Source organism: Propionimicrobium sp. PCR01-08-3 (assembly GCF_030286045.1).
Classification (GTDB): Bacteria; Actinomycetota; Actinomycetes; order Propionibacteriales; family Propionibacteriaceae; genus Brooklawnia.
The window spans coordinates 2,318,432-2,339,587 of the sequence record NZ_CP127390.1; the positions used below are offsets into that span (position 1 = coordinate 2,318,432).

Genomic DNA, 21,156 nt, shown 5'->3' on the forward strand with positions numbered 1-21,156 from the left:
TCCTTTCGTCAGCAGTCGAAGCCAGGTTATCCTGCGTTCGGATGCAGCCGGGTGGTGGGAGTGTCCAGATCGGCTGCTTGGTCGTCCATGATCTCCGGGTCGGGTTCGGCGGGCGCCTCGATCCGGGCGAGCGCGGCGGTGATGTTGTCCTCCCCGCCTTGCTGATTCGCCCAGTCCACCAGCTTCTGGGCGAGAGTGAGCGGCCCGGATTCGGGCTGCTCGTCCGCGACCTGCTGCACGACCTGCGCCAGGGCGACCGGATCGGATGCGTAATTCCACAGACCGTCCGAGCACACCAGCAGCCAGCCGGGACCGTCGACCACCATCGAGGCGAGCGTGGGACGCACATCGGGGGCGTCCCTACCGAGCCAGCGGGTGATGACGTGCGAGTGCATGCCCGATTCCGCGATCGAACGTTCGACCCCGGCCGCGATCTGTTCCTGCGCCATCGAGTCGTCGGTGCTCAGCAACCCGGCCTCACCGGCATCGGGAATCCAATACACCCGGGAATCGCCGAGCGTCGCGGACAGTATTTGCGGCCCGTTCACCAGGGCCAGCGCCAAGGTGCAGGACGCAGGGCTTGCCTCGTCCAGATTCGAATTGGCGAGCACCGCCTCATTGGCGATCCTCGCGGTCTGATCGAGCATCTGGCGAGCGGAGCCCGCCGGGGTCAGGTCGAGCAAGTTCCAGTCCCAATCGGTACGGCTGCCGATGTAGCCGAGCACCGCATGCGCCGCGGCGAGCGACGCCCGGTCCGAATCGGTCGACATGGAGACCCCGTCGCATACCGCGAGCACGGCCTTGCCGCCGGGTTCGAGGCCGGCCTGCAACGCCATCGCGTCCTCGTTGCGAGGATGCCGCATGCCGCGGTCGCAGACCCCGCCCACCCACGATGCCGGGTGCTCTTCGAGGTGGTCGCGGGCGCTGGGCGCCTTGGCTCCGCATTGCATGCAATAGCCGTCCCAGTCGATGTCGCCGCCACACTTCGGACAGGTGCGCACCTCGGGCATGAAAACCCTGCTCATCGCCGCTGCTGCGGCGGCCTGCTCGGCGGTGGCCTCTGCGTCCGGCTCCAGATTCGACGACACGGGTGGCTGTGGCTGTTGCTGATCGCCTGCCGCGGCCGGATCACCGACCCAATGTTCGGCCTGGGTCGATCCGACGGGCCGGCGTGGGCCCGCCGCCGGCGGCTGCGACCAATTGCCCGGGGCAGCCGAGCCTTCCGGCGGCTGCGACCATCGGGCCGGGGGTTGCTCGCCGGCAGCCGGGTTGGACATATCGGATTCGGTCACAGCAGGCTCCATCTACGAGTCGAGTCGGCTTGGGTAATGAGACGGCGGCGCTCGTCATCGTCTCTCGTCCACGTTGCCAGGTCACGATAGGCGCGCTCCAGCTTGGGACGCAGATTTCGTTCGGTCGCGGGCTGACCGTCGAAGGGTCCCACCGGACGGCCATGGGCTGCGTGCACCAGCCTCACCACTTTCTCCAGCACTTCCGCCTGCAGCGTGGTGGCGGTGATCTGATCGAGTTTCGCGGCCTGAATCGCCTGCCATGCCTGGTCGAGATCGGCGAGATTTCCGTCACGTTGCAGCATCAGGGTGGCCCGGGTGGTGCGGGCGTCCGAGTAGCCGCGGCTGGTCACCGGCACCAGATCCAAGGCATCCAGTGCGCCATCCTGATCGCCGCGGGCCAGCCTGATGCGGGCCATCGCGAACGCCGACGGGGTCACATAACCGGCACCGGTGCTCGCGCAGATCGCGAACAACTCCTCGGCCAGCCTGGGCTGTTCGCTGTGTTCGCACGTCACCGCCAGCGCGAACTTGGGCGCCAGCTCACCAGGAATCTGCGCGTAGACCGTGTTGAACGGGGCCTGCGCTTCGTGCCAGGAATGGGACGCGACCGCGGCCAGGCCCTGCATCCAGATGGCCCGCCAGTCCCAGGGGTCGGCTTTCAGCAGCTCCCGGATGATCCGCGAGGCCGTGCCATGGTCGCCCAACGAAAGCGCGATCTCGATCTGGGTGAGCATCACCTGGGCGCTGCGCTGCGGGGCGCGTTCCAGCGCACCCATCCGCTCCCGGGCGTCCTCCAAGGTGATCGAGGCTATCCAGTTGGTCATCGGATCGGCCGGATCGGCCAACAACTTCGGCAGTTGCTCCCATCCGTGTCCTTCACCGGCGGTCAGCGGCGGAGTGAACAAGGTGGACGGGGCCGATGTCGTCGCCGCGGCAGGAGTTCGCCGGGCCACCACTTCGCGCAGCACCCCCATCGCCTGGACGCGCAGGTCTTCGGCCGATTGGAAACGATCGGAGGGCACCGGAGCGCAGGCACGCTTCACCAGCCGATAGAACGAATCGTGCTCGGCGAACAGCGGCATCTTGCTCAGCGGTGGCAAGGTGTCGACGTATTCGGTTTGATATCCGCGAAACTCCGAGCTCATCACCACCAGGCCGCGGCCCAGCGTATAGATATCGCTGGCGATCGTCGGGCCGGTGTCGGCGATTTCAGGGGCCTGATAACCGACCGTGCCGAAGATGGGTGAGGTTTGATCGTTGATCCGGCGCACCGCACCCAAATCGATCAATTTGACCGAGTCACCCACCTGCATCAGATTGTCCGGCTTGAAATCGCAGTAGAGCAGACCGTTGTCGTGCAGATAGGTGAAGGCCGGCAATATCTCGATCAGATAGGCGAGCGCCCAATCGACCGGCAGCGGATCGTGGCTGCCCTTGTTCGCCGCCATCCGCTGTTTCAATAGTTCGGTGATGGAGCGTCCCGGCACGTATTCCATGACGATATAGCGGGCATCGGCATGAGAAACGAAGTTATAGATCTCTACGATCAGCGGATTTTCGACCGCAGCCAGAAATTCCTTCTCCGATTTCGCCGCAGCGCTGGCGTCATCGTCGGCGGCATTCAGCAGACCCTTCAGCACCACCCAGCGATCCGAGACGTTGCGGTCCTTGGCCAGGTAGATCCATCCCATACCCCCATAGGCGATGGCACCGGCGACCTCGTACTGCTGCGCCACCAGCTCACCGGGCTTGATGGCCGGATAGAAGCTGAAGGCCGCCCCACAGTTGGGGCAGGTGCCTTCGGGGTCGCCGGGCTTGCCGTCGTGCCCGCGGCCCACCGACTTGCCGCACTTGGGGCAGGTGCGCCGGGGCTCGGGCACCACCGGATCGCTCAGTACCGCCTTGGCGGGGTCGATCGCCGGGGCGGGCGGCACGGTGGTCACCCCGGCCCCGATCCGGGTGCGGCTGCGATGCGCGTCCGAGCGCACCGAGGTGCGCTCCGCGCCCGGCCCGGCCAACGCCGAACCCATCAAAACGGTGCCCAGCTCGGCCGCGGTGGCGGTGGTCGACAAGGTGGTGCCGAGCAACTCGGGCGTGGCGCTCGGCGGCTTGGCGTCGGGCGGGTTGCCGCACACATTGCAGTAGCCGTCCACGATGGTGCCCCGGCAGCCCGGCTGCGGGCACGGTCCACCACGTCTGCCCAGCGGGCCGGACGCGCGCTGCGGCGCCTGGTGCGACGACGGCGGTTGGGTACGGATCTGGCCGGGTTCGGGTCGGATCTGGCCGGGCTCGGGTCCGGCGGCGAACCGTCGCGGCTTGTCACTGCCCGTGGACCCTCCAGACGCCCGGCCAGCCGGTGCCGACAGCGGCATGCCGCACACGTCGCAATAGCCGTCCACAATCGTCCCGGTGCATCCGGGCTGGCGGCACTTCATTCCTCCACCGTAGCGCCGGGCCCGCGCCCGCCCGAAGCCTGCGGGCGAGATGCCAGCCAGTCGATGTAGCGCCGGCAGGTGTCCAAGAGCGCGGACAGCGTTTCGCTGGGTTGCGGTGTCGTCCGGACGAGATCGTCGGCGACCTGCAGCAAAGCGGTCAGGTTCTGGTCGGCGATCTGCTGGCGTTCGGCCTCCGACCGCAGCATGATCAGTTCGTTGGCCAGCACCTGGGATGCGCGCAGTGCATCCGAATAGGCGTGGGCGACGACATCCATCGCCTGGGCCACCTTCTGCAGCCGGACGATATAGGCCTCCAGCCCGGCCGGGTCGCCGACCGGCACCGGGCCCAGGGCGGTCACGTCGGGCACGGCATATTTGGGTGGGTTTCCGACGGTGGCGGTGACCTGGTCGACCATCTCGTCCAGCTGCTGGCCGCGCGCGATCAGGTCGGCCCGCAACCGTTGCGCGACCTCGACCCGTTCGGCGGTCTGACGCTGTGCCTGGGCATTGGCGCGGCGCTGTACGCCGCCCACGATCAGGTCCCGTTCGAAAGTGGCGGCGTCGGCTTCCAGCGGGCCGAGCAGCCCGCCGACATCACCGCCGCGTCCGGCCTTCTCACTGACCGACGCCAGCCGCTGCTCCAACTGCGCAAGCCTCGCCTGCGCCGAGGCCGCCGACTGAGCGGGCTCCAATGCCACCTGATCGCGCAGCCGCTCCATGCTGGCCCGAAGATCCCGCAGCCTGCCGACCGCCTCGGTACCGGCCGGGTCCAGCTGCAACCGGCTGCGCAGTTGCCCGGTCAGCGCATCCGACATCCGGCAGGCCTCGGGCAACGACAGCCCGCTGGAGGCTGTCTGGCTCCAGGCGTCATCGTCCAGCCGTCCCCAGACCAGGGACGACAGCTGTTCGCGTTCTTTCACGCCGACCCGGCCGCGATCCCACACCTGCAAACACCTGCGGTAGCGGGTTTGGATCGACTGCCACAGCTGCAATCCGAGCGCCATGTCGCGGGTCAGGTCGTCCGCCTGGTCGCTGTCCTGGACGGCCAGATCGAGGGCCTCCAGCTCGGCACGCCGGGCTTCCAGCCACTTGTCGACCTCGATCAGATACGACCGCAGGGCCGGCACATCGATCGCCTCGCCGAGGCGTCCGGGGGCTTGTGGAGCACTCACACCACTCATCGGTACCTCCGCAACGAGCCGCTCAAACCGGTCGCCGAGCTGACGGCGGCCACGACCATGACGAGCCCGACCACGACCGCCAGCCGGCCGACCGACGCCGCGTGATCACTCAGATCGGACGACACCTCGGTGCCGATCGAATCGGATTGCCCGGCCAGCCACTCGGTCAGCCAGTCGTAGGGTGCTTGGGCCGAGGCCACCAGGTCGTCACTCGGACGATCGGTGGCCGCCATCAGTTGTTCATGCGTCGAGATCAGCTGCCCGATCTGATCGGACGCGTCGGAGTTGCCGAGTTCGCCGATGGCCTGCGAGGCCTGATCGGTGGCGGTCGTGTAGGCCTGCGCGCCATCCGCCTGATCGGTGATGCCGAGCAGCATCCGGCCTTCGATGGCCTTCGCCTCCGTGACGCCTCCGTAGGCTTGCGCGACCGCGGTCGCCTGGCTCACCCCGCTGGTCTGCACGGCGGAGATGCTGGCGGCGCTGGTGGTCACGAGCTGCGTCACCATGCCCCACGAAGCTACCGCGCCCAGCAGCGCCAGCACCAGGCCCAGATTGAGCACCCGTCGGGTGCGTCTGGCGATCACGATGCTCGCCACGAGCAACAGCACGACGGGCACAGCCAGCACCGCGATCAGCCATTGCTGGTTGCCTCCCTGATTCTCCAGAATGTCGGTCTGCCGTGAGATCTGCTGGTCGAGCGATGGGATGACTTGCAAGGTTAGTTGGTCACTCGCCCGTTGCATGTCCTGTTGGCTGCCGGTGTTCATCGCCACCGCGAGCAGGCCGGAATACTTGGTGAGCTGAATGCTGATGTTCTGCAGGGCGCCGCGATCTTGGTTGTCGGACTGCGCGACATCGATCAGATCGGCTGCCGCCGAATCGAGCGAATCGAGATAGCCGGTGTCGGGTGCCGCACCCTCGGCGGCCAGCAACACCGCCTGGGTGGCGGACGCCTCGGCCGTGAGCAGTTCGCTGCGTACGTTCTCCAGACGCAGCATCTGCTGGGTGGCGGCGTTGACGCTCTGCACCGCCTGGCGGTTGTTGCTGAGTGCCAGTGGTGCCACCACGGCAGCGGCCAGGCAGATGACGACCAGTACGATCCGCCACCAGGCGAGCACGGTCGAGGTGGTCATCGAACCGGTGCCGGCCGGGTTCTCGCGGGTCTTTGCCGGTTTCGATACAGGTGCCGGACGAGTGAGTCCCGCACCATTCCATGCCGAGCCGACGGAGGTCTGCTGGCCGAATGCCTGGCGCGGGCCGCGCGGGCCCGGCGCCGGGCCGGTTGGTATCGGCGACCACGTATTGCTCATTGGGAGTTCCCCTGATTCCGGTTCTCGTCCGCGTCGGCAACCAGCTCGTCGCCGGGCGCCAGCACGGCATCGCCGAGAATATCGTCGCGGGTGAGCAGCCGCAGCTCTTCGATGCTGGGCGAGGCGTCGGTGTGCAGCCGCCAGGCCTGATGCCCGATCGCAGCCTCCAGCACGTTGCGGCAGTAGCGTCCATTGCCGAAGGTGTCGTCTCGCACCTGACGGGACAGGTCGAAGACGAAGGCGTCCAGGGCACCCTCGGCGAGGTCGTAGTCAGAATTGGTGACCATCTGCTCGAAGATCTGGATGAGTTCGTCGTCGGAGTAGTTCGCGAACTGGATCTCTGTCCTGAAGCGGCTCGCCAGCCCGGGATTTTCGGCGATGAAGGTGCTCATCGGTGCGGGATAGCCGGCGACGATGACCACCAGATCGTCGCGATTGTCCTCCATCTCCTTGACCAGGGTGTTGATGGATTCCTCGCCGTATTGATCACCCGACAGCGAATAGGCCTCGTCGATGAACAGCACCCCACCCAGTGCGGACGCCACCACTTCGGCGGTCTTGGTGGCGGTCTGCCCGAGATAGCCGGCGACCAGTTCGGAGCGGTCCACCTCGATCAGCTGGCCCTTGCTGAGCAGCCCGACGGCCTTGTAGATGCCCGCGACCAGCCGCGCGACGGTGGTCTTGCCGGTGCCCGGGTTGCCGACGAAGACCAGGTGCCGGGTGATCGTCGGCACCTTCAGCCCGGCCTCGGCGCGCAGCGCCTGCACGTGCAAGATGGCCGCCTGCCGTTTGATCTCGGCCTTCACCTCTTTGAGGCCGATCAGCTCGTCCAGTTCGGCGAGCAGTTCGTCGACGCTGCGCTCGGGTTCGGCCGTTTCTTCTTCGGTTTGGTGCTCGGGGCGATCATCGGACGCCGCAGCCACCTGAGGCTGCCCGGACGCATCGTCCGCGCCGGGATCCGGAAGCCCGGGGACCGGGGCGTATCCGGGAGCCTGAGGCGCGCCGCCTCCCGAGGAGTCGACCACGGGCGAGGTTCGCATGGCGTCGATGCGGGCCTGGTTGACGCGCATCTGTTCGAGGACCGATTCGAAGGCCTGATTGCCGACCCGGGTGAACTCGTCCATCGCCTTGAGACGGTCTTGGGAGGTCTGCAGTTTGGTCAGCAGGTCGGGGTCCAGCCCGCCGGGCGCGTCCAACGAGGTGAGATCGTGGGGCACGTTACCGCCGGGCAGGGCCTGCTGTTGCGCCGCGGTCGCCGACGCGGCCAGCCCGGCGACCTGCGGGGTCGGCTGCCCGAGGGTGCAGGCTGCGGCGACCACGGCCGACAATGCGGTCAGGTACTGCTGGGCCTGTTCTACCGAAGTATTGCCCAGTTGGCTCATCAGCGGTGTCGGGCCGGCCCGCCAGCGGCGTCCCTTGGAGGCTGCGGCGAAGAATTCCTGGGAGCTGGGTTCGCGTCCGAGTTCGTGCGCCCAGTCGAGATAGGCGCCGGTCGATGGTTCGCAGACCGCGGCGGCCAGCTGCTCACCTTCGATGCGCGCCTGCCCGGGGTCGACGCTCAGCCCCTGAGCGAGTGTGGTCAACTCATCCAGGGCGGTGCGAAGGGTTCTGCTCGTCATCATCACTCCATCGAAGTGTCCGGCCGTGGCCTCGCGGTGTCATTCAACCTAGCAGCCCGGAGGTAAGGGACTGACAGAGTCCTCAAGGCATGCCGCTCACTTGGTGGCTGACTCCGACGAAGTCGGCGAGGAACTGAGTGGGCGGGGCCGCGCAGATGGCGTCGACCGGGCCGTCTGCCGCCACCCGGCCGCCCTCGATGACGATCAAGCGGTCGGCCAGTGTCATCACGTCGAGTAGGTCGTGGGTGACCAGCAGTGCGGTCCGTTCGCTCAGTCGATCTCGCAGCAGTCGACGCAGCTGCGGTGTGACCGAGACGTCGAGGGCCGCGAACGGCTCATCGAGCAGCAGGATCTGTGGATCGATCGCCAGCGCCCGGGCGATCGCCACTCGCTGCGCCTGGCCACCCGACAGTTGCGCCGGACGGCACTTGGCCAGCTCCGCGACACCGAGGATGCTCAGTTCGTCCATGGCACGTTGCCGGGCCGCCGCTTTGGACGCGCCGCGCGAGCGCGGGCCGAAAGCGACGTTGTCCAGCACGTCCAGATGTGGGAACAACAGCGAGCGCTGCTCGACATAGGCGAAACGGCGGCGGTGCGGAGGTATGTGCAGTCCTGGCCCGCTGAGCAGTTCCCCATGCAGGCTGATCTCACCTGAATCGGGACGAAGAGTGCCGGCGACCAGTTGCAGCAGCGTCGATTTGCCGGCCCCGTTCGGCCCCACGATCGCGACCGTCTCCCCCTCACCGACCCCGAGACCGACCTCGAAGTGGCGGGCGCTCACGGTGGCGTCCAATCGCAGCCGGTCAGCCATGCTCGCCCCATGCCCTCAACCGGGTGGCGACCCCGACGATCACGACCGCCACCACGACCAGCACCAGCGACAGCGCCAAAGCGAGCTCGGAATCCGATTCACGCAGCAGGTAGATCTCCAATGGCAAGGTGCGGGTGGTGCCCTGCAGCGATCCGGCAAAGGTCAGCGTCGCGCCGAACTCCCCGAGCGAACGCGCGAAGGCCAGCGCCGTGCCCGAGGCCAGCGCCGGGCCGGCCATCGGCAGCGTGACGCGCCAGAACACGCGCGAGGGCGAGGCACCGAGATTGCCTGCGACTTCCTCGTATGCCCCACCAGAGGCGCGCAAGGCGCCTTCCAACGACACCACCAGGAAAGGCAACGAAACGAAAGATTGCGCCAGAATCACCGCGATCGTGGTGAAACCGATCTCGATACCCAGTGCCGACAGTGGCGCGCCGATCAGGCCCCGCCTGCCGAAGGTCACCAGCAGCGCGAGACCGGCGACCACCGGCGGCAACACCATCGGAACGGTCACCAGGGTCCGCGCGGCGCTCGTCCAGGCACCGTGGCTGCGTGCCAGCACCAGAGCCATGGGCACGCCGAGCACCAGCACGATCCCGGTCGAAATCAGGCAGGTGACCAGGCTGAGCCGTAGCGCGTCCAGTGAACGATCGGACGCCAACAGCCCGGGTAGCCGCCCCCACGGCACCCGGGTCAGCATGCCCAGCAACGGCACCGCAAGAAGGGCGAGGCCACCGGTGAACGGCAGCCACGCCCAGCGGGGGAACCGGTTCATGCAGCCGGGCCGAACCCGTACTCGGCCAGCTTGTCGGCACCGGGCCCGGTGATCAGTGAGATGAACTCGTCGGCGCCCTGCGGGTTGGGAGCGTCGGTGACCTTGGCGATCCAGTAGGTGTTGGGGTCATCGGTGGCGCCGGGGATGTCGAAGGTCTTGACCTCGTCGCCCGCGCTTGCCGCGTCCGTGGCATAGACGAGGCCCGCGTCCGCCTCGCCCGCGGTGACCTTGCCCAGCACATCGGTGACCTTGGACTCCTCGGAGACCGGGTTCAACGTGATTCCGTTCGCCTCAGCCACCTTCAGGGTCGCGGCACCGCACGGCACATCTGCCGCGCAGATGACCAGCTTGGTGCCGTCCAAGGAGGAGTCGAATCCGGTGATGCCGGCGGGGTTGTCCGCCGGGGTGATCAGGACGAGGTAGTTGGTCGCGAACATGACCGGCTCGCCGTCGATCAACCCTTCGGACACCGCGCGAGGCCGAGACCATTGGTGGTGAGTGCCAGTTCCGGGCGTCCCGAGGCACCGCGCAATGCCGCCGCGCCATGGACGATTCGCTCCAGCCCCTTGCGCAGCAACGGCTCGCCGCCGGTGAATCTGATCCGGGTGATGCCCAGCCGTTCGACCGCCACCCGCAAGAGCCGCAGCACCTCGTCGTCGGTCAGCGTCTGATCGGTGGGCAACCAGGTGAGCCCTTCGGCGGGCATGCAGTAGCTGCACCTCAGATTGCAGCGATCGGTCAACGACACGCGCAGGTCGCGTCCGACCCTGCCGAATCGATCGACCAATTCACCAACAAACATGTACAAAACAGTAGCCTGCCGAGCCGCCCGAAATCGAGAGTGTAAGAATAGGGGTCGTGTCCCCGAGTGAAGTCGACGAGCAGCCTCACGGCTTGGGACCCACTCGCGCCAAAGTGCTTGGCCTACTGGAGGGCACCACCCAACCCGTGACGGTCTCCGAGGTGGCGAACGAGCTCGATCTGCACAAGAATGCGGCGCGATTTCACCTGGATGCACTGGTCGAGGCCGGTTTTGCACATCGGGCACCGATTCCGACCGGGTCTCAGGGACGCCCGCCCCAGGGCTACATGGCCACCAGCGAGGCGCCCTCGGTGACCAGTACGCACCTGCTCGAGCTCACTCAACTGCTGCTACGACATTTTGTGGCGACCAGCCCCGATGCCATCGCCGTCGCCGAGGACGCCGGGCGCGAGTGGGGAGACTCCGTCGCCGGCCGAGACACTCCTCCCGATCAGGTGCTCGATGAACTCACCAGCAGCCTTGCCGATCGCGGTTTCGGGGTGGTTCGCGAGAACTCCACGCTGCGTTTCATCCGCTGCCCGTTTCGCTCCGCCATCCCGCCCGAGCAATTGCCCTTGGTTTGCGCGATTCATCGGGGCTTCATCGAGGGCTTCGTTCGCGCCAGCCAGCGCGACATGCCGGTCGGGCAACTGAAGGTCGGCAAGCGCATCTGCACCGTCCAGATCAGTTGAGGGCGTGCAATCAGGCTGAAACGCAAGCACTACGACATGAGTTCGCTGAAAGCTGCAGTTAAAGCTGTCGCCGCTCAAGATACTGATTGGCTCAAGCAGCACCGAGATCATCAGCGCACCGGAAATCTCCCCAGCTATCCGGAGCTCCACATCCAAGGCGACTGGCTACTCATATACGCGATCGACGATGGCGTCCTCGTATTCACCCGAACCGGCAGCCACGACGAACTGCTCTAGTTTGACGGATGTATCAGCGTCGCACCGAATCATGGCACCTGGATACGCGTGGTGCCTGCTGCGGTGACGGCGTACCGGTAGCCGAGTTTGGTGGTCCAAACGAATAGCCCGGGGCTGGGTTGCTCAAGGCGGAAACCGCCATGCGTCTTGGCGCGATGCGCCTTGCGTGACAGTGGTCCGAGATTCCCGGGATGAGTCTGGCCCTTCTTGCCGGATTCGTAGGCGATTGTGTGGTCCAGGTCGCATCGGCCGGCAGGCAGGATGCCGTACGGATACACGTCGACCGCATTGCGTTGCTCAATGGCGAACCGCATCCGGCCGGGTACCTGGTAGGCATCGGATGGCTGAATCTGCTCCGGATCGATGACGGGCCGGACGATCACTTTCGAGCCCTTCAAGAACTCTGGCAGCTGCTCTGCGAGCAGAGGTCCCCAGCTGTCGACGAGGGCGACACCGGGAGTCAGATCGGTGGCGTTGACGTGCACGACAAGGGTATGCGTGGGCATGGCGGTGCCTTCGGGCGGGCGTGGGCATGCAGGCAGTGAGGAACCGTGTCGGCGCTGCTCTGGTTCCTGGCCGGTTGCCGCCTCTGATAGCTCGCGCGAGTCTGGGCCCCGCCCGTGGACGCGGTCGCCGGTCGCTGCGGCCGGTGTGGAAAGGAACTGTGGCCCGGGTGGCTCCCAGTCGGGTGGTTCTTGGGCGGGTGGTTGCAAGTTGCTCAGCTCATCAAGAAGCGCAAGGTCCCTATGGTTGAGTTTCGCTTTTCCGGCTGACCTGGGCAGACCCGTGCCTTCCTCGTTCCCACTTTGGGCATGGTCGTCCCGGAAGATTGATTCCAATCGTCGTCGCCAGGTAGGAACCCTGCGATCAGGCTCGTTGGCCTCTGCGCTCTGTTGTGCAGATCGATTCATGCCCACCGGTGCTTGGGAAGAATCACATGGTGTCTGGTCGGGCCGCCCGCCAGGGACCGGGATACCGCCGGCCCCTTCAGGAGCCACAGGCGTGTCCGAACGGGAATCAGGGGACCCTGCGCAGCCGGATAGTTTGTCGGATTGCGGAGGCTCCCACTCGGGTGGTGGTTCCTGCTCCGGCTCGTGGTCATGAGCCGCGATAGTGGTACCGGGCAACCGGGGTTGCTGGCAGGGTTGGTCTTGGAAATGGCGACAGAGGATGCCCAGTGCGGTGGCTCGGCGCATGTCGACATCTCGTCCGATTTCAGGATCAGGCTTCGCGGGCAGGGTGTTGGCGATCTTGCGAAGGACGAAATCGAACATCAACCCGTCCTCTGGATTGACGATGCCGTAGATGGAGACGTGGCCGTCATCGATGGGGCTGATCTTGATGAAGCGCTGCAGCCGTTTGGCTTCGGCCCGTCGCCGTGCAGCCTCGACATCGGCGGCGATGATCTGTTCTTCGAGCAGTCTCATGGCCCGCGACATCGTCTGATATTCGAGAACATCGGCCATCTTCTCGTCCACTTGAAGACAGTCCTCCAACGACAAGGCGGCGCAGCGTTCGCACACTTTCTTGGCCCGCCACACCTGCACCCGGCCGGCAATCACTTTCTTAAACATCTGTGGATGCCGATGCCGCAAATCGAGAGCGAAACCGATCTGGGACAAGGCAGCCGGGGCGGTCATCTCCAGCAAGGGCCCGATCTCCAAAGCGAGGAAGTCTCCGACTTTCGGAGTGCCGTCATGGCCGGGCTCGATCAGCCGTTCCATGCCCTCGAACACAGCCCCCGAATCGATCTTCCACAAGTCAGCAGTGTGAAGGATCGCGATGAGTTCGGCGACCTCGAACGCTCGTTTCTGCTGGTGCGCGTAATCCAGGGCTGCCACGGCCTCGGCCTCACCGGCCGGCCGCACCAAAGCACCCGCACCGCAGATCGGCTCAACGTCGACATGAACAGTCACGTCGGTGGCCGAGGCTACGGTAGTGGTCTCCATAGCAAGAGTCTACCCGAACATAGGTGTGAATAACAGTGTCTTGAGCGGATAATTTCGAATATGATCTCGAGTTTTCAAGAGCAGAATCAAACAGCGACGCGCAATTGCGCAATTGATGAGGGACTCAGTTCCCTCAAGCGCTGGCAAGCACCTCGACCTGCACGCCGAGTGCCTCATACGTGGGCCGGGCACGCGCATCGCGGGTAACGAGAACCGCACCATGTGCGCGAGCGGTCAAACCCACCAAGCCGTCATAAGTTGCTCCGCCAGATACTCCATATCGCGCAAGCTCGCACCGCGTCAGCGGAACTCAACCGAGCATCTCCGGGCAGCCGTGTCAGCACTGCATAGGTCTCTGCGAGCGAATGACCGCCCAGGCCAATCTTGGCTGCCGCACCTACAGATCGAGCAGGTTCTTGGACGCCTGAGCTGGCTGATCCATCCGGGCGGGCTTCATCTGGCCGCCGAACTTCGAATCGAGGAAGGCCCCCTGAGCGACCAGGGCGGCCGCGTCCTGCCGGTTGGTGGCGTCATACATCCGTGAGATGGTCAGGCTGAGCAGGTCGAGCTGATCGACCAGCAGCAGGAGCGACGACTTGCCATTGGCGACCGGACGAGTGTCCGCCCAGTCGCGCGGCAGGCCGAGGTACCCGGCCACCGACTCGGGCAGATAATCGGTGGCGGTCGCGACGACCGTGTACGCGTCCTGAGAATCGAGTCCGAGATTGCTGAGCCTTGGCAGAATCGCGCGCACCACGGTGATGATGCGCAGCACCCGGGCGAGCACCGGAGTCGGCGCGTGCCCATCCAGCACCATGCGCTCGGCCTTGGCCAAGGCCTTCTCGATGTCTTCGGCAGTCGGAGCCGGCGACGCCAAGGTTTCGGGGTCGGCAGGTTTCTGGTCGCCCTTCAGCCAGCCAAAGATTCCCATCAACTATTCCTAACCGATGTTGTAGTCGGGCACCGTGAGCGAGTTGGTGATCGCCTGCCGGTCGTCCGATTCACGGGCCCTGTCGAGATAGGCGCGCGACTTGGCGACCTCGGTCTCCAGCGTCCCGATCGTCTGGCTCATGTTGTTGAGCGCCTCGATCTTGAAACTGTCGATCGAATCCATCGTCTCGTAGATATTCGCGAACGCCTTCTGCAGCGATTCGATCGAAATCGTCGAGCTGGCGGCCTGCTGCTGAATGGTCACCGAATTGGATTTCAGCATTTCGCTGGTGCGCTCGATCAGCCCCGAGGTGGTGGTGTTCAATGCGCTGATCTGATCGAGCACCAGCTTCTGGTTGCCGAGTGCTTGCGCGGTGATGACCGCGGTGCGCAGCGCCGAAACCGTCGTGGTGGACGCCCGGTCGACGCCCTTGATCAGTTCGGTGTTGTTCTTGATGATGACGTCGATCGCCAGGTAGCCCTGAATGGAGACCGCCAGCTGGGTGAGCAGATCCTGATGCTTCTGCCGGACGTAGAACAGCACGTCCTTGTTGAGGGCATCCGCCTTTGCCGGGTCGGTGACCTGCAATTCGGCGATCTGTGCGGCCAGTTGGGTGTCGAGTTGCTCAGCCAGATAGATGTACTGGTTGAGCCGGTTCATGGTGTCCCACAGCTGCTGCTTTTCCATATTGAGGCTGACATTGTCTTTGGTCAGCTCATCCTGGCCGGAACGCAGCGCGTGCAGAATCGCGTTCAGATGCTGCTGGCTCGACTGGTACTTACGGAAATAGTCCTGAATCTTGTCGCCGAAGGGAATCACCCCGAGGAACTTCTTCGGCTTGCTGACCTCGGAGGGATCAAGGCCTTCGACAGTCTTGCGCAGCTCGACCAGGGTTGCCGACACCTTGGAGACGTCGCTCAGCCCACCCTTGTTCATCTCGTTGATCGGGGTGTCGAGCAGCCGGTTACTCATCTCGGCGGCCCGGCGGATATCGCCATCGCCCATCGACCGCACCGCGTCGGCCTGTGCGCTGAACTCGGGAGAACTTGCCTGCTCAGCCATGATGGCGGTCATGAACTGATTGACCTTGGCGTCCAAGGCCGGACGCTGCTCCTCGGTGACCGGCGGAGCCATCTGCGGGGCCTGAGTCTCTGCGACGACCGGCATCGGTGCCGGAGCCTCGAGCGTCAACGCATTGGCGGTAGGCGGCGGAGCGAGCGGCTGGGTTGCCGCTGCCTGGTCGGGTGTTGCCTGGCCCTGCGGGGAAGCCGGGGTCTCGCTCATCTGTTTTTCCTCTCCCATGCGGTCGACACCTGAAGTCGAGGTTACCTGGGTCGAGGCCAGGGGCACAGCGATCCTGCGGAACAGTCCGATCGTCGAGCGCCTATGCGCACTGACGAAGGTAAACTCGGCACGTCAAAAGGAGCTCAAGATGACTTGGGTCACACCGCTACATGACGTCACGCGTCACGACATCGCCATCGCCGGCGGCAAGGGCGCCAATCTGGGCGAACTCGTCCGTGCCGGATTCCCGGTTCCCGACGGATTCGTGGTCACCACTACCGCCTACAACACCTTCGTCCGCCGCACCCGCATCGCCGACGAGCTGCGTCCGGGCATCAAGGGTGCCGAGGCCCGTGCCCTGTTCGAACGGACGATACCGGCCGAGCTCGCCTCGGCTATCGCCGAGGCTTATGCAGGGCTCGGCGACGAAGAGGACGACAACGTCGTGGTAGCAGTCCGCTCGTCAGCCACCGCGGAAGACCTGGCCGACGCCTCCTTCGCAGGCCAGCAGGACACCTACCTCGGCATCAGCGGACGCGACCAGGTGGTGGACGCCGTCCGCCGGTGCTGGGCCTCCCTGTGGACCGACCGGGCCATCGCCTACCGCGACAAGGCCGGCATCGACGATGCGGACGTGAGCCTCGCCGTGGTGGTGCAGCGTCTGGTGGACGCCGACGCCGCCGGGGTCATGTTCACCGCCAACCCGGCCAATGGACGCCGCACCGAGACCGTCATCAATGCCGCCTGGGGGCTCGGTGAAGCCGTGGTCTCCGGAGAGGTCACCCCGGACGAACTGGTCGTCGCCGACCATCGCGTCCTTCACCGAACCATCGCAGACAAGGAAAAACACACCATTCGAGACGATGGCGGCACGCATGCGGAACCCTTGCCCGAGCACCGTCGGCGTGCGTCCGTGCTGAACGATGAGCAGGCGCTCGCCCTGGTCGACCTCGGACATAGGGTCGAAGAACTGTTCGGAGCACCTCAAGACATCGAATGGGCGCTCGCCGATGGCACCTTCTGGCTCACCCAGAGCCGTCCTATCACCGCGCTGCCCGAGCCGACCGGGCCGATCCCCACCAGCTGGCCGACAGAGCGCAGCGATGGCATGTATATGCGTGCCTCCATCACCGAGCAGCTGCCTGATCCGCTCTCCCCGCTGTTCGCGGACCTCGCCCGGCCTGCGGTCACCCATTCTCTGAAGAACGTACTGGACCGCTACTTCGGCTCCGATGCTCTGCATGCCGACGACTTCGACTTCCCCACCGTCAACGGCTATGGCTACTACTTTTACAGCACGGCCGGAATGGGCCGAATGATGCGGATGGCACCCGGGGGCATGAGAACGGTATTCGGCGCCACGAACCTGAACGGCGTCACCCTGTGGCGTGATCGCGGCCTACCCGGATACCGGCATGTGGTGGACGAATGGTCCGAACGCGATCCGGGCACTCTTGAGGGCGCCGAATTGCTCCGTGGCGCATCGGAGATCACTGCCGCTGGCGCCGAGTATTACACCTATGTGCAGGCCGTTATTCCGCAGGCGGCGCTGCCCGAGATCGTGTTCACCCGGTTGTACAACGCGCTGGTGCTGGGTCGTCCGAACGTCGACAAGCCGCCGGCGCTGACCTTCTTATTGGGGTACGAGTCGACGCCGATCCGCGCCGAACGCTCGCTGTATCAATTGGCGACCTGGTGCCGCAAGACTCCCGGAGTTGCCGAGGCGGTGCTTGCGGACAGGCCAGTGCCACCCGAGCACGCCGACGAGTTCAAGCGCCGATTGGACGAGCACCTGGCCAATTTCGGTCACCTGACCTACAACCTCGATGTCATGCAGCCGGTCGCCGCCGATGACCCTGCACCGGTGATGGCCGCCCTCAAGAACGCGGTTTCCGGGCATGCGACCAACCCCGATGCCCGATTGGAGCATCTGGCATCTGAGCGACACCGGGCCGAGGCCTGGCTCGACCGCAACGTCGGGCCGGTGCGGCGCAAGATGCTGCATAAATGGCTCGAGAAGGCGCACCGGCTGGGCCCGCTGCGCGAGGATGCGCTCGCCGACATCGGCCTTGGCTGGCCGACCGCTCGCCGGCTGCTGCGCGAACTAGGCAGCAGGCTTGCCGCGGCCTTCGTGATCGACGACGCGGACGATGTCTTCTGGCTGAGGCTGGACGAGGCCGAGCACGCCGCGGATGCGCTTGATCTGGCGCAATCCACACGGCCTGCCGAAACGTCACCGGCCACCGGAAAACCGGATGATGGACAGCCTGACGGCGGCGAGGACACGCAGGCCGAGGCGTCGGCTGCCAAGTCCCGCAAACCTCGTGGCGACGAAACGACTCGTCAAGATGAGAGGGCGTGCTCGGCCACGGAACAGACTCCCGATTCAAAGTGGCAAACCGGGGCACCACTGGCGAGAGAAGTCGAACAACGCAAGCAGACCTGGCGCGGCCAGCGTCTCGCCCCGCCGCCGGGCTGGCTACCGCAATCGGGCTTCTATTACCGGCTGTTCAAGCGATTCATGCCGAGCAACGAGACCGAGCAGACCGGACCGACGTTGAAGGGTCTCGGGGCGAGCTCCGGCCAGGCCACCGGTCCGGCGCGGCTGCTGCTCGGCCCTGAGGACTTCACGAAGATGCGCCCGGGTGATGTGCTGGTCGCTCCCATCACGACGCCCGCCTACACCCCGTTCTTCGCGATGGCGGCAGCCGTGGTGACCGATGTCGGCGGACCGTTGTCGCACAGTTCGATCGTGGCGCGCGAGTACGGCATCCCCGCGGTGCTGGGCACGGGTTCGGCGACCCACCGGATTCACGACGGTGACATCATCACCGTCGACGGCGAGCACGGCATCGTCCGGCTGCAAACCTTCTAGCCGATCGCGTACCCCTCGACGGGCCCCTCGGTCGAAGGAACCCAGCCCAGCGCCGGCGCAACCTGTTCGGCAAAGTTACGCAAGACGGCCAGGTTCGCCTCGACGCCGAGCGTGTTCGGGATGGTCAGCATCAAGGTGTCTGCCGCCGCGATGGCAGGATCCGCCTTCAGTTGTTCGATCAAGACGTCGGGTTCGGCGGCGTAGGTGCGTCCGAAGGTGGCGTTGCCGCCATCGAGATAGCCGACCTCATCGGACGAGGTCGCCTGCAGCCCGAACAACTGACGGTCGCGGTCGCTGACCAGCGGGAAGATGGACCGGGAGACCGACACCCGGGGCGTCCAATCGTGACCGGCCTGCTTCCATGCGGCGCAGTAATGAGAGATCTGCTCGGCCTGTAGTTCACCCAGCGAACTGCCGTCCGCCTCGGAGACCAGCGTCGAACTCATCAGGTTGACGCCGTCGCGGGCGGCTTGTTCGGCGGTCTTGTTCGTCCCCGAACCCCACCAGATGTGCCGCCTCAAGTCTGGCGATTGCGGGAAGACGGGCAGCGCGATGCCCGGCTTGTACATCCTGGGATATTGCTCGTCGAGCGGCGCGGACGTTGCGACACCACCTGAGGCCACCGCTGCCAGCAAAAGCTCGAACTTGCTGCGGGCCATGTCTGCGCCGTTGGGCGCCTCGGCCTGATAGCCGAAAGCCTTCCAGCCCTGCTCGGCCGGCTCTGGAGATCCGCGGGAGATCCCCAGAGCCACGCGTCCGTCGGCGATCAGGTCCAGAGACGCGGCCTCTTCGGCCAGGTAGAGCGGGTTCTCGTAGCGCATATAGTGGTTGCAACACTCGCTCGCGTAAGCTTGGTTGCATGGTCGAGCTGGTAGCGCTGAGGAAGACTAACGAGGTGGCGGCGTACGTCCGTGCCTCGATGGACCGCAAGGGCGATCGCTGGACGGTCGAGACCCAGTTGCGGAAGATCAGGGCGCTGGCCGAGGCCAAGGACTGGGAGGTCGTCGAGGTCTACGACGACAACGCGGTGTCGGCGACGAAGAAGCGCCGGGCTGACACCCGTTGGGCCGAGATGCTAGAAGACGCCAAGGCTGGCCGGTTCTCGATGGTCGTCGCCGTGGACATGGACCGGCTCCTGCGTAGCACGAAGGACCTGAACACACTGATCGATCTCGGCCTGCGCGTCGTCACCGTTGACGGCGAGATCGACCTCTCGACGGCGGACGGGGAGTTCCGGGCGACGATGCTCGCCGCTCTCGCCCGGTTCGAGGCACGACGCAAGGCCGAGCGACAAATCAGGTCGAACGAGCGCCGACGCGCCGAGGGCATCCCCACGTCCACCTGGAAGGCGTTCGGCTGGACGAGGGACGGCGAGTTGATCGAGGAGGAGGCCGCCGCCGTACGGCGGGCCTTCGATGCGTTCCTCGGCGAGCCGTCCCTGTCGATCCGGCGAATCCGCGAGGACCTGAACAGCGCCGGTCACTTCACCGCGCGTGGGTCGGAGTTCTCCGTCGATGCTGTGCGCTACCTGCTCGCGAACCCGCTTTACTGTGGCTACATCAAGCACTACGCGTCGGGCGAGCTGTACCCGGTTCAGGGCGAGGCGTTCCCGCCCATCGTCGGCGAGCAGACGTGGCGGGCCGCGGTGGCGAAGCTGGAGGACAACGTGCGGAGGTCGGCGAGGCAGGGGAACCAGCCGAAGTATCTCCTGTCCACGATCGGGCTGTGCGGGAAGTGCGGCGCGACGCTCGTCTCGGGGACGAACAGCCGCAAGCAGCCGACGTACCGCTGCGGCGAGCAGTTCCATCTCACCCGCCAGCGCGAGCCCGTCGATGCGATGGTCACCGAGGCGGTGCTCACGCGTCTGTCCTCGGTGGACGTGCACGACCTCGTGATGCCACAGGAGGACGATGGGCCGGATCGCGAGGAGCTGCTGACGGAGCGGAACGCCCTGGTCGATCGGGTGAAGGAGCTGAGCCCGCTGCTGCGCGACATCCATCAGCCGGTCCTGGAGATAACGGCAGCGATCAACGACGTGAAGGCCCGCATCGACGAGATCGACGCGGAGCTGCTCGACCGTTCGGTGTCGGCGGCGGCGAAGCTGCTCGCGGACGTCGAGGAGCCGGTCGGCACCGCGGAGCGCCGCGAGGTGGTCGAGGCGAAGTGGAAGGTGTTGGACGTGGACCGCCGCCGGATGCTCGTGGACGAGCTGGTGACGGTGACCATCGAGCCCATCACGCCCGGTCACGTGAAATTCGACCCCGACCTGATTCGGATAGAGCCGCGTCGCGACTGACTCATGAGTCGACTCGTCATTGCAATGGTGAGTCGACTCGTGGGAGAATGGTTGCAGACAAGAAGATCCCACCGGGGCCGCGACTTAGAAGCGCGGGGTTCTGCTCCCGGATGAGTAGCCGGTCAAACAGCCCAATTACCGTGGCGGGGAACCGGAAGATACTCATGTCTGAGGACTTCCGATGTCTGTCGTTATCGACGTTCCCCGCGCATCCGCGCTCGACCGCCCTGGCCTCGATCAGGGCTCCACTCCTTCTCCGCAGGCAGACGGCCTCGATCCCGTCATCGCCGCCGCTCGTGCTGCTGGTCGTCTGGCCGGTGAACGCCTGGCTCGCACGCCCCTGACCCCGCGACAGCGCGCCGCGGTCGCCGCCGTGATGGGTGGTGGTCACTGATGAGCGCCAACTCCGCCGCCTTCGACCACGTGAACGGCTTCCGCTGGCGACAGGGCGACCCCTCCCTCGCCGAGTCCGAGGCACGTCTCTACGACCTCGGCGTGCTCCGCTCCGTGCTGGAGGAGTCCGTCGAGATCGCCGTCGCCGACGCCCGCGCCGAAGGCGTGACCTGGGCGAAGATCGGCGACGCCCTCGGCGTCACGCATCAGGCCGTCATCAAGCGCTACCGCAAGGCGGTGGTCGCTGATGCGTGATCGCATGCCCCGCTCCACC

General features: G+C 65.8%; 18 protein-coding genes and 1 pseudogene. 6 read left to right on the plus strand and 13 right to left on the minus strand.

From position 1 onward, the window contains the following. Nucleotides 1–26: 26 nt before the first annotated feature. The 9 genes and pseudogenes from QQ658_RS10660 to QQ658_RS10700 form a co-directional block, all read right to left on the minus strand. On the minus strand, nucleotides 27–1,292 hold the full coding sequence (locus tag QQ658_RS10660; RefSeq protein ID WP_286024832.1) for a PP2C family protein-serine/threonine phosphatase: 1,266 nt from the start codon (nucleotides 1,290–1,292) through the stop codon (nucleotides 27–29). Beyond that, complete coding sequence (locus tag QQ658_RS10665; RefSeq protein WP_286024833.1) at nucleotides 1,289–3,727, minus strand: serine/threonine-protein kinase; 2,439 nt, start codon at nucleotides 3,725–3,727, stop codon at nucleotides 1,289–1,291. The genes QQ658_RS10660 and QQ658_RS10665 overlap by 4 nt, the downstream gene beginning before the upstream one ends. Then, the gene (locus QQ658_RS10670; protein WP_286024834.1) at nucleotides 3,724–4,908 is read right to left on the minus strand and encodes a hypothetical protein; all 1,185 of its coding nucleotides are present in this window, start codon (nucleotides 4,906–4,908) and stop codon (nucleotides 3,724–3,726) included. The genes QQ658_RS10665 and QQ658_RS10670 overlap by 4 nt, the downstream gene beginning before the upstream one ends. Continuing rightward, on the minus strand, nucleotides 4,905–6,218 hold the full coding sequence (locus tag QQ658_RS10675) for a hypothetical protein (RefSeq protein WP_286024835.1): 1,314 nt from the start codon (nucleotides 6,216–6,218) through the stop codon (nucleotides 4,905–4,907). The genes QQ658_RS10670 and QQ658_RS10675 overlap by 4 nt, the downstream gene beginning before the upstream one ends. Next, complete coding sequence (locus tag QQ658_RS10680; protein WP_286024836.1) at nucleotides 6,215–7,837, minus strand: AAA family ATPase; 1,623 nt, start codon at nucleotides 7,835–7,837, stop codon at nucleotides 6,215–6,217. Before QQ658_RS10680 ends, QQ658_RS10675 begins: the two co-directional genes overlap by 4 nt. 82 nt (nucleotides 7,838–7,919) lie before the next feature. Continuing rightward, the gene (locus QQ658_RS10685; RefSeq protein ID WP_286024837.1) at nucleotides 7,920–8,648 is read right to left on the minus strand and encodes a sulfate/molybdate ABC transporter ATP-binding protein; all 729 of its coding nucleotides are present in this window, start codon (nucleotides 8,646–8,648) and stop codon (nucleotides 7,920–7,922) included. Then, entirely contained in the window at nucleotides 8,641–9,423 is a 783-nt protein-coding gene (locus QQ658_RS10690) for an ABC transporter permease (RefSeq protein WP_286024838.1), read from the minus strand. Before QQ658_RS10690 ends, QQ658_RS10685 begins: the two co-directional genes overlap by 8 nt. Then, nucleotides 9,420–9,893 (minus strand): extracellular solute-binding protein, encoded by a 474-nt coding sequence (locus QQ658_RS10695; protein ID WP_502928911.1) that lies wholly within the window; start codon nucleotides 9,891–9,893, stop codon nucleotides 9,420–9,422. Before QQ658_RS10695 ends, QQ658_RS10690 begins: the two co-directional genes overlap by 4 nt. Next, nucleotides 9,893–10,225 (minus strand): annotated as a pseudogene (locus tag QQ658_RS10700) (radical SAM protein); the annotation flags it as partial. The pseudogene QQ658_RS10700 and the gene QQ658_RS10695, both read right to left, overlap by 1 nt. 56 nt (nucleotides 10,226–10,281) lie before the next feature. Between QQ658_RS10700 and QQ658_RS10705 the strand changes: the two are divergent. Beyond that, the gene (locus QQ658_RS10705) at nucleotides 10,282–10,917 is read left to right on the plus strand and encodes a helix-turn-helix transcriptional regulator (RefSeq protein WP_286024839.1); all 636 of its coding nucleotides are present in this window, start codon (nucleotides 10,282–10,284) and stop codon (nucleotides 10,915–10,917) included. A 15-nt stretch (nucleotides 10,918–10,932) separates the two neighbouring features. Further along, nucleotides 10,933–11,154, plus strand: coding sequence for a type II toxin-antitoxin system mRNA interferase toxin, RelE/StbE family (locus tag QQ658_RS10710; RefSeq protein WP_286027095.1), 222 nt, complete (start codon nucleotides 10,933–10,935; stop codon nucleotides 11,152–11,154). A gap of 29 nt (nucleotides 11,155–11,183) precedes the next feature. Here the strand turns inward: QQ658_RS10710 and QQ658_RS10715 are convergent, their stop codons facing one another. From QQ658_RS10715 to QQ658_RS10725, 3 genes are all read right to left on the minus strand, one after another. Further along, the gene (locus QQ658_RS10715) at nucleotides 11,184–13,103 is read right to left on the minus strand and encodes a DUF222 domain-containing protein (protein WP_286024840.1); all 1,920 of its coding nucleotides are present in this window, start codon (nucleotides 13,101–13,103) and stop codon (nucleotides 11,184–11,186) included. 397 nt (nucleotides 13,104–13,500) lie between these two features. Then, a complete protein-coding gene (locus QQ658_RS10720) occupies nucleotides 13,501–14,034 on the minus strand; it encodes a hypothetical protein (protein ID WP_286024841.1) in 534 nt (177 codons plus the stop codon). Nucleotides 14,035–14,043: 9 nt separating this feature from the next. Continuing rightward, complete coding sequence (locus QQ658_RS10725) at nucleotides 14,044–15,318, minus strand: toxic anion resistance protein (protein WP_286024842.1); 1,275 nt, start codon at nucleotides 15,316–15,318, stop codon at nucleotides 14,044–14,046. Between the two features lie 148 nt (nucleotides 15,319–15,466). On the opposite strand from QQ658_RS10725, the gene QQ658_RS10730 reads away from it, so the two are divergent. Beyond that, nucleotides 15,467–18,193: a PEP/pyruvate-binding domain-containing protein gene (locus QQ658_RS10730; protein WP_286024843.1), complete on the plus strand. Its 2,727-nt coding sequence runs from the start codon at nucleotides 15,467–15,469 to the stop codon at nucleotides 18,191–18,193. On the opposite strand, the gene QQ658_RS10735 is transcribed toward QQ658_RS10730, so the two are convergent. Then, complete coding sequence (locus QQ658_RS10735) at nucleotides 18,190–19,014, minus strand: LLM class flavin-dependent oxidoreductase (RefSeq protein WP_286024844.1); 825 nt, start codon at nucleotides 19,012–19,014, stop codon at nucleotides 18,190–18,192. The genes QQ658_RS10730 and QQ658_RS10735 overlap by 4 nt on opposite strands. A 38-nt stretch (nucleotides 19,015–19,052) precedes the next feature. Here QQ658_RS10735 and QQ658_RS10740 point away from each other — a divergent pair, with 38 nt between their 5' ends. From QQ658_RS10740 to QQ658_RS10750, 3 genes are all read left to right on the plus strand, one after another. Next, nucleotides 19,053–20,489 carry a recombinase family protein gene (locus tag QQ658_RS10740; protein ID WP_286024845.1) on the plus strand — a complete coding sequence of 479 codons (1,437 nt, stop codon included), beginning with the start codon at nucleotides 19,053–19,055 and terminating at the stop codon, nucleotides 20,487–20,489. 181 nt (nucleotides 20,490–20,670) lie between these two features. Beyond that, complete coding sequence (locus QQ658_RS10745) at nucleotides 20,671–20,883, plus strand: hypothetical protein (protein WP_003780572.1); 213 nt, start codon at nucleotides 20,671–20,673, stop codon at nucleotides 20,881–20,883. Then, nucleotides 20,883–21,137 (plus strand): hypothetical protein, encoded by a 255-nt coding sequence (locus QQ658_RS10750; RefSeq protein WP_286024846.1) that lies wholly within the window; start codon nucleotides 20,883–20,885, stop codon nucleotides 21,135–21,137. Before QQ658_RS10745 ends, QQ658_RS10750 begins: the two co-directional genes overlap by 1 nt. Nucleotides 21,138–21,156: the final 19 nt, after the last annotated feature.